This is a genomic window from Streptomyces sp. FH025, assembly GCF_017427025.1.
Taxonomy (GTDB): Bacteria; Actinomycetota; Actinomycetes; order Streptomycetales; family Streptomycetaceae; genus Kitasatospora.
On the sequence record NZ_JAFLNG010000342.1, the window covers coordinates 1 to 8044 of the forward strand.

The following is an 8044-nucleotide window of genomic DNA, read 5'->3' on the forward strand; positions in this document are numbered from 1 at the left end:
CTCGTCCACCGCCGCCCGGATGCCCGCGCCGTACGCGTCCCCGGGCAGCGCGTCCAGGCTCCGCACGGCCCGTTCGAGCTGCTCGCGCGCCAGGTCGGTTTCACCGAGCTTGAGGTGGTCCGAGGCCAGGTTGAGGTGCAGCGAGGGGTAGAAGGCCCGCACCTGGAGGGCGGACTCGTACGTCCGGGCGCGCTCGGAGGTCAGCGAGTCGGCGGCCGCGAGGGCCCGCCGGTCCCACTCCAGCTCGGCCCGGGGGTCGTCCTGCAGGTCGGCCAGATAGTGCGCCAGGACGCAGCGGTGGAAGACGTCCCGCTCCCCCAGCGCCTCCCACAGCGCCTCGAAGCTGGCCCGCGCCTGGGCCGTCCGGCCGTGCTGGGCCGCCTGCACGCCGTCCAGTCCGAGTGCGATCCGATCCAGGGCCGACGACTCGTCGACGGCCGACTCCCCCGAGCGCGCACCCTTCGAACCGGGAATATCAGACACATCGGACATGCCCGCAGCCTAGCCGCCCACCCGTCGTCACGCCCCGTCGAGCCCGTACCGATGCCCGTCCGGCACCGACGCCCGCTCAGCCCCGATACGGGCCCAGCGTCAGCTACGGGCTCAGCGCCGGTAGCCGCGCTGCGGGTCCCGCTCCTCCGCGTCCTCGTACATCAGGAACCAGCCCTCCGGATGCGTCGCCGCCAGCAGCAGCTCGGTGCGCTGCTCCGCGCCCAGCTCAGGGTCCCCGTCGTCCGGCCCGTACACGCCGAACAGCTCGTCGTGGCAGCCGTCCCAGTCGTAGTCGTACAGGTCGGCCGGCAGGTCGCCCATCATGTCCGCGACCGACTCGGGCTGGGCCCCGAGCAGCGCGCGGGCGTCCACCAGCGCCATCCGCAGCGCGATCTCCTCGGCCAGACAGCGCGGCAGCGGCCATTCGCCGAGCGCGAGGTCGTCGGCGAGGTCGTCGAAGGCCCGGGCCATCGCACGGCGCCAGCCCAGGTGGAGCCGCCACGTGCGCTGGGGCAACCGGGCGAAGACCGCCCAGTCCACGTCCTCGCCCTCGGCGACCGGCTCGTCCCCGTGCTCGTCGAGGTCGTCGTACGCGGCGTCGGCCAGGCCGATCAGCTGGGCGTGCAGCAGGCAGGCGGTGCGCGGGGTGAGGGTCCAGTCCGCACCCGCGCCGCCGTCCTCCTCGTCGCCGTCCAGCGGGAACAGATCGGCGAAGTCCGGCGTGAAGTCCTCGGTGACGCTGATCTCCAGCGTGCCGCCCATCGCCTCCACGCCGGGGATGGCGGCCACCAGCCGGTCGGGGTGCAGCAGCGCGCCGAGCGCGGCGTTGGCGTCCTCGGCCACCTCCCGCAGCAGTTCGCGGCGCTGGCCGACCGGATCGATGCCGTCGAAGTCCAACTCCTCGACGGCCTTGATCGCGGCCGCGCGCAGCGCCGGCCAGTCGGTGATCCGCAGGCCCAGCACCACCGTCGCCTCGATCTCCTGTGCGCCGGAGAATTCAGCCGCGCCCGGCCCCTGCGGATGATCGCTTCGCTCGCCCATGGGGCTACGGTACGGCTTTTCCGTCGCCCGATCACCGGTCCGTACCAGCTTCCCGCCGCCTTCTCGGCCACCTCTTCCCGACCGTCACCCGGCCGCGCCTCCATCACTCGAACGCGCTACCCCGGCAGGATGGACCCCATGGCTGACATCAACGAGTACGGCGGCGGGCAGGGCCCGAACGCCGACGTCCTGGTCGTGACCACCAACGACATCCCCGGTTTCCGGGTCGACCACGTGATCGGCGAGGTCTTCGGGCTGACCGTGCGCAGCCGCCACATCGGCAGCCAGATCGGCGCCGGGCTGAAGTCCCTGATCGGCGGCGAGCTGCGCGGCCTCACGAAGACCCTGGTCGAGAGCCGCAACGAGGCGATGGCGCGACTGGTCGAACAGACCAAGGCGCGCGGCGGCAACGCGGTGCTGATGATGCGCTTCGACGTGACGGAGGCGGCGGACGTGGGCACCGAGGTCTGCGCCTACGGCACGGCCGCAGTGATCTCGCCCGTCTCCTGACGACATCCCCTCAGAGCGTCCCCTCACCTGGGGGAACACCCGCCGGTCCGCCGATGTTTCGCCGACGTGACTGTTTACGGCGCAACTAACGGTGCAATCGGCAGGGCCACGGACGACGCGACCAGCGGTGCGACCGGTCCCACGGCCGACCTGACGGCTGACTCGACGACCGGCCCGACGGCCGACCCGACGGCTGGTCGCACGACGAATGACGAGCAGCACCGCGTCGACGTCCTGGTGGTGGGCGCCGGGCAGGCGGGCCTCTCCGCCGCCTACCACCTGCGCCGCCGCGGCTTCGCCCCCTATCGGGACGGAGCCGACGGCGGCTTCGTCGTGCTCGACGCCAACGCCACCCCCGGCGGCGCCTGGGCGCACCGCTCGCCGTCCCTGCGGATGGCCACCGTGCACGGCTTCCACGACCTCCCGGACGCCGAGCTTCCGCCGCCCGACCCCGAGGCCCCCGCGCGCGAGGTGGTGCCGGGGTACTTCGCGGCGTACGAGGCCCGGCATGCGCTCCCGGTCGTACGCCCGGTCGCGGTTCACGCGGTGCGCGCCGAGTCCGAGCGCCCCGACTCCCGGCTGCTGGTCGAGACCGACCACGGCACCTGGTCCACCCGGGCGCTGGTCAACGCCACCGGCACCTGGACCCGCCCCTTCCTCCCGCACTACCCGGGCCGCTTCGCCGGCCGACAGCTGCACTACGCCGACTACCGGGGCCCCGAGGAGTTCGCCGGCCGGCGGGTCCTGGTGGTGGGCGGCGGCGCCTCGGCGATCCAGGTGCTGTCCGAGGTGGCGGCGGTCGGCGAGACGGTCTGGGTCACCCGCTCCGAACCGGTCTACCACGATGGACCGTTCACCCCCGAGTACGGGCGCGCCGTCGTCGCCAAGGTCGAGGAGCGGGTCCGCCAGGGCCTGCCGGTGCGCAGCGTGGTGAGCGTGACCGGCCTCGGCCCGTCCGTCGCCTACCGGCGCGCCGAAGAGCTGGGCGCACTGCACCGCCGGCCGATGTTCGACCGACTGACCGAGCACGGAGTCGCCTGGGGCGACGAGGAGTTGTCGGTGGACGCGATCATCTGGGCGACCGGCTTCCGCCCCGAGGTCGGCCACCTGGCCCCGCTCGGCCTGCGCTCCCCCGGCGGCGGCATCGCGCTGACCGGCACCCGGGCCACCGCCGACCCCCGCGTCCACCTGGTCGGCTACGGCCCGTCCGCCAGTACCATCGGCGCCAACCGGGCCGGGCGGGCCGCCGTCAACGACCTGGTCGGACTGCTCGGGGACCCGGCGAACCAGCCCGCCCCCGCCACGGTCTGACCCCGGTGTCCGCTCCCGGGGCCCGCTCCCGCGCCTCACCCCTCGGGCCGGGCGGTACGGCTGACGTACCCCTCGCGTTCGAGCGCGCGCAGCGCACGGGTCAGCACCCGGCGACAGAGGTCTGCCACGGCTCGGTCCAACTCGTTGTAGCCGTACGGCCGTTCAGTCAGCAGGCTGATCGGGACGACGCTCCAACGGTCCCCGATCCGGTGCAGCACGGGCATCGCCGGTCAGTGCGCCCGGTCATCCTCCGACACCGGTCCACCCCGACTCTCCGCCACGGGTTCGTTCGGGTGAAGGCGGCTCAGCGGTCGTAGTCGACGGTCACCCGGTCGGTGAGCGGGCGGGCCTGGCAGGTGAGGACGTAGCCGGCGGCCAGTTCCTTCTCCTCCAGCGCGAAGTTGCGGCGCATCTCCACCTCGCCCTCGGTGACCAGGGCGCGACAGGTGCCGCAGACCCCGCCCTTGCAGGCGAAGGGCAGGTCGGGGCGGGAGCGCTGGGCGCCGTCCAGGATCGAGCGGTCGCGCGGGAGGGAGAGGGTGCTGCCCCGGCCGTCCAGGACGACGGTGACCTCGCTGCGTTCCCCGGACGTGCCTTCGGCGTCGCCGTCCGTACGGTCCCAGTCCTCGTCGCGCTCGGTGAGCGGCTCGTCCTCGGCGTGGAACAGCTCCTGGTGCACGCGCTCAGCGGGGACGTCCAGTTCGGCGAGCAGGTCCTTCGCCCCGGCGACCATGCCGAACGGGCCGCACAGCCACCAGTGCCCGACGCCGCCGACGTCCACCAGCGCGGCCAGCAGCGCCCGGACCCGCTCCGGGTCCAGGCGGCCGCTGAGCAGTTCGGCGTCCCTGGTCTCCCGGGAGAGGACGTGGACCAGCTGGAAGCGGCCGAGGTAGCGGTCCTTCAGATCGGCCAGCTCGTCCGCGAACATCACGGTGTCGCTGCGCCGGTTGCCGTAGAGCAGGGTGACGGTGGAGCGGCGGTCGGCGGCCAGCACGGAGGCGGCGATCGACAGCATCGGGGTGATGCCGGAGCCGGCAGCGAGCAGCACGTGGTCGGCGGGGACGCCGAGTTCGGGGGTGAACAGACCGGAGGGCGTCAGCACCTCCACCTCCTCGCCGGGCCGGGCCTCGCGCACCAGCCAGCGTGAGAACAGCCCGCCGGGCACCTCCCGGACGGCGATCCGCAACGGACCGCCGACGGGGGCGCAGATCGAGTACGACCGGCGCTCGTCGACACCGTCCACCACCTTGCGCAGTGTCAGGGTCTGCCCGGGCCGGAAGGCGTACTCGGCCGCCAGGCCGTCCGGCAGCGCGAAGGTCACCGCCACGGCGTCCTCGCAGAGCCGTTCCACCCGGTCGATCCGCAGCCGGTGGAAGGCCGGGCGGCGGGCGGGGCGGACGGTGTCCGTCACAGGGGTCGCGGCGGGCATTCAGATCTCCTTGACGCGTTCGAACGGCTCGCGGCAGGCGCGGCAGCGCCAGAGCGCCTTGCAGGCGGTGGAGCCGAAGCGGGACAGCTCCTCCGTGTCGGTACCGCCACAGTGCGGGCAGGCCACGGCGGCCACGGTCGCGGTTCCCGCACGGGTGGGGCCGAGGGTGAGCGGGACGGGGCCGTACCCGGCCGGCACGGCCGTTGCCGCCGTCGAGGCCGTCGCGGCCGCGCCCGGTCTCGGCGGGGCGATGCCCGCGGCGGCGAGCTTTCGGCGGCCCTCGGCGGTGATCAGGTCGGTGGACCACGGCGGGTCCAGCCGCAGCCGCACCCGGACGTCCGGGTACCCGGCCGCGCGCAGCCGGCGGTCCACGTCGGCGGCCATCTCGGCGACGGCCGGACAGCCCGAGTAGGTCGGGGTCAGCCAGGCGGTCACCGTGCCGCTGCCGCCGTCCACCTCGATGTCCGCGAGCACGCCCAGGTCTGCCAGGGTGAGCATGGGCAGCTCCGGGTCCGGGACGGCCGCGGCGACCTCCCAGGCCAGGTCGCGGACGGTGCCCACGGCTCCCGCGACGTCCACGGCGCCCGCTGTGCCCGCTGTGCCCGTCACCACGTCGCCCCAGGGTGTGCGCGGGCCACCACCTGCAACTCGGCGAGCAGCGGACCGAGCGCCTCGGTGTGCACCCCGTCCCGGCCGGCCCGGCCGAGCACGGTGGCCAGCGGCGGAACGTCCGGCACGGACAGCCCGGCCTCGGCGATGACGGCGCCGAGCGCGCCCAGCACCGGCTCACGCAGTTCCGCCGGGTCGACGCCGACCCGCCGTTCCACCGGGTGCCCGGTGAACAGCTCCTCCAGCAGCGGCCAGACCGCGTCCAGCCCGGCCTGCATCCGCTCCGCCGAGTACGGCGTGCCGTCGCCGAGCCGCAGCGTCCAGGCGGTGGCGTACTCGCGGTGGTACGCCAGCTCCTTCGCTCCCCGGGCGGCGACCGCGGCCAGCACCGGGTCGGCGTGCCCGCTCAGCGCCTCGTACAGGGCGCCGCGGGCGGTGGCGAACAGCAGCAGGCGGGCGATCGAGTACGCGAAGTCGCCGTTCGGGGTCTCCACCAGGCGGACGTTGCGGAACTCGTGCTCCTCCCGCCAGTACGCCAGGTCGTCCTCACCGCGGCCGGTGCCGTCCGCCTGGCCGGCCCGGGTGAGCAGCAGCCGGGCCTGGCCGAGCAGATCGAGGCCGAGGTTGGCGAGCGCGACCTCCTCCTCCAGCTCGGGCGCCCGGGTGCACCACTCGATCAGCCGCTGGGCGAGGACCAGCGCGTCGTCGCCGAGCATCAGGCAGTAGGCGGCGAGGTCGGCGCCGTCCAGGCCGGCGGGCAGCGCGGTGTCCACGCCGAGCAGCGGATCGGCGAAGCCCGTCCCGTAGGCCCAGCGACCCTCGCCCTCGGGGCCGGGAGCGGCCTCGGCGAGGCTGAGGTAGACATGGTCGTCCTCGGTGCCGGGCGCCGCGGTGGACGTCGCAGTGGACGTCACGGTGGACTCGGTGGCGGGCGTGGTGTGGTCGTGCACGGTGGCTCCCCCGTCAGATGTGCGGGACATCCTCGGGGATGTCGTAGAAGGTCGGGTGGCGGTAGACCTTGTCGCCGCTGGGCTCGAAGAACGGGTCGCGCTCGTCCGGGGTGGAGGCGGTGATCGCGTCCGAGCGGACCACCCAGAGGCTGACGCCCTCGTTGCGGCGGGTGTACAGGTCGCGGGCGGCGAGCAGGGCCATCCGGTCGTCGGACGCGTGCAGCGAGCCGACGTGGACATGGTTCAGGCCACGCCGGGGGCGGACGAACACCTCGTACAGCGGCCAGCCGGCCTTGGACTCGGCCGGGGACTCGGCGTGGGGGGCGGCCGGGGACTCGGTCACTTTCCGTTCTCCTGTTCGGTGTGCCGCTCGGCGGCTGCGGCGTGTTCGGCGGCGCGCTTGGCCGCGTAGGCGACGGCCGCCTCGCGCACCCAGGCGCCGTCCTCGTGGGCGGTCCGGCGGCGCTCGACCCGCTGGGCGTTGCAGGGGCCCTGGCCGTGGATGACCCGGGTCAGCTCGGACCAGTCCGGCTCGCCGAAGTCCCAGCCGCCGCGCTCCTCGTTCCAGCGCAGCTCGGGGTCGGGGAGGGTGACGCCCAGGTGCTGGGCCTGCGGGACGGTCATGTCGACGAAGCGCTGCCGCAGCTCGTCGTTGCTGTGGCGCTTGATCCGCCAGGCCATCGAGCGGGCGGTGTTCGGCGAGTCGGCGTCCGAGGGGCCGAACATCATCAGCGACGGCCACCACCAGCGGTCGACCGCGTCCTGGACCATCCGGCGTTGGGCCTCGGTGCCGCGCATCAGGGTCATCAGCAGCTCGAAGCCCTGGCGCTGGTGGAAGGACTCCTCCTTGCAGATCCGCACCATCGCGCGGGCGTACGGGCCGTAGCTGCAACGGCAGAGCGGGACCTGGTTGCAGATCGCGGCGCCGTCCACCAGCCAGCCGATCACGCCGACGTCGGCGAAGGTGAGGGTGGGGTAGTTGAAGATCGAGGAGTACTTCTGGCGGCCGCTGATCAGCTTCTCGGTGAGCTCGGCGCGATCGACGCCGAGGGTCTCGGCGGCGGCGTAGAGGTAGAGGCCGTGGCCGGCTTCGTCCTGGGCCTTGGCGAGCAGGATGGCCTTGCGGCGCAGCGAGGGGGCCCGGGTGAGCCAGTTGCCCTCGGGCTGCATGCCGATGATCTCGGAGTGGGCGTGCTGGGCGATCTGGCGGATCAGGGTGGCCCGGTAGGCATCGGGCATCCAGTCCCTGGGCTCGATCCGCTGCTCGGCGGCGATCACCGCCTCGAACCGGTCCTCCGGCGTCTGCGCGGGAACCGCCTCGGCCACCTCTGCTGTCACCACGGTCCCCTCTCGTGTCCTGCCCGGCCGGCCCGCACCGGGCACCAACCGACTGACCGTTCGGTCGGTACCATTCTGCGCGGCCGGGCGGAGGGATGGCAAGGGATCGCGGAAACGGATAACAGCTGACAGAAACTGAAATCTGTCAGCTGTTATCCGTCATCTGTTAGCCGTTAGCTGTCAGCTGCCATCCGCTACCTGTCGCCTGTCGCCCGCCAGCCCGATATCCGGCTCCCCCGCCTCATCCCTCCCCGCGGTCCCGCAGCCGCGGCAGCGGCACCGCGAGCAGCGCCGCGAGCAGGGCGACCCTGGGAGCGATCTGGTCCAGCCGGATGTGCTCGTGCCGGGCGTGCGCCCCGGCCCC

Annotated in this window: 10 protein-coding genes; 2 read left to right on the forward strand and 8 right to left on the reverse strand. The window is 73.6% G+C overall.

Annotation, left to right across the window (positions count from 1 at the left end; translation table 11 throughout):
• A partial coding sequence (locus tag J0670_RS22860) for a hypothetical protein (protein WP_207813517.1) occupies positions 1 to 492 on the reverse strand: 492 nt, incomplete at its 3' end.
• A gap of 111 nt (positions 493 to 603) precedes the next feature.
• On the reverse strand, positions 604 to 1533 hold the full coding sequence (locus J0670_RS22865) for a hypothetical protein (protein WP_207813518.1): 930 nt from the start codon (positions 1531 to 1533) through the stop codon (positions 604 to 606).
• A gap of 138 nt (positions 1534 to 1671) precedes the next feature.
• Here J0670_RS22865 and J0670_RS22870 point away from each other — a divergent pair, with 138 nt between their 5' ends.
• Positions 1672 to 2043, forward strand: coding sequence for a YbjQ family protein (locus J0670_RS22870; protein WP_207813519.1), 372 nt, complete (start codon positions 1672 to 1674; stop codon positions 2041 to 2043).
• A 234-nt stretch (positions 2044 to 2277) separates the two neighbouring features.
• Positions 2278 to 3354 carry an NAD(P)-binding domain-containing protein gene (locus J0670_RS22875; protein WP_243437382.1) on the forward strand — a complete coding sequence of 359 codons (1077 nt, stop codon included), beginning with the start codon at positions 2278 to 2280 and terminating at the stop codon, positions 3352 to 3354.
• Positions 3355 to 3389: 35 nt separating this feature from the next.
• Here the strand turns inward: J0670_RS22875 and J0670_RS22880 are convergent, their stop codons facing one another.
• From J0670_RS22880 to paaA, 6 genes are all read right to left on the reverse strand, one after another.
• Positions 3390 to 3578, reverse strand: a complete 189-nt coding sequence (locus J0670_RS22880) for a helix-turn-helix domain-containing protein (RefSeq protein WP_207813520.1) — start codon at positions 3576 to 3578, stop codon at positions 3390 to 3392.
• Positions 3579 to 3658: 80 nt separating this feature from the next.
• Positions 3659 to 4783 (reverse strand): 1,2-phenylacetyl-CoA epoxidase subunit PaaE, encoded by a 1125-nt coding sequence (paaE, locus tag J0670_RS22885; RefSeq protein WP_207813521.1) that lies wholly within the window; start codon positions 4781 to 4783, stop codon positions 3659 to 3661.
• Positions 4784 to 5362: a 1,2-phenylacetyl-CoA epoxidase subunit PaaD gene (gene paaD / locus J0670_RS22890; RefSeq protein ID WP_307806647.1), complete on the reverse strand. Its 579-nt coding sequence runs from the start codon at positions 5360 to 5362 to the stop codon at positions 4784 to 4786. It abuts the gene before it with no gap.
• 26 nt (positions 5363 to 5388) lie between these two features.
• A complete protein-coding gene (paaC, locus tag J0670_RS22895) occupies positions 5389 to 6342 on the reverse strand; it encodes a 1,2-phenylacetyl-CoA epoxidase subunit PaaC (protein ID WP_307806648.1) in 954 nt (317 codons plus the stop codon).
• Between the two features lie 13 nt (positions 6343 to 6355).
• Positions 6356 to 6685 (reverse strand): 1,2-phenylacetyl-CoA epoxidase subunit PaaB, encoded by a 330-nt coding sequence (gene paaB / locus J0670_RS22900; RefSeq protein WP_207813523.1) that lies wholly within the window; start codon positions 6683 to 6685, stop codon positions 6356 to 6358.
• On the reverse strand, positions 6682 to 7683 hold the full coding sequence (gene paaA / locus J0670_RS22905; protein ID WP_207813524.1) for a 1,2-phenylacetyl-CoA epoxidase subunit PaaA: 1002 nt from the start codon (positions 7681 to 7683) through the stop codon (positions 6682 to 6684). Before paaA ends, paaB begins: the two co-directional genes overlap by 4 nt.
• Positions 7684 to 8044: the final 361 nt, after the last annotated feature.

Bases quoted from the DNA above. Each gene is read 5' to 3' on its own strand.
- J0670_RS22870 (WP_207813519.1), top strand. From the start codon at position 1,672: ATGGCTGACATCAACGAGTACGGCGGCGGGCAGGGCCCGAACGCCGAC.
- J0670_RS22880 (WP_207813520.1), bottom strand. From the start codon at position 3,578: ATGCCCGTGCTGCACCGGATCGGGGACCGTTGGAGCGTCGTCCCGATC.
- paaE (WP_207813521.1), bottom strand. From the start codon at position 4,783: ATGCCCGCCGCGACCCCTGTGACGGACACCGTCCGCCCCGCCCGCCGC.
- J0670_RS22865 (WP_207813518.1), bottom strand. From the start codon at position 1,533: ATGGGCGAGCGAAGCGATCATCCGCAGGGGCCGGGCGCGGCTGAATTC.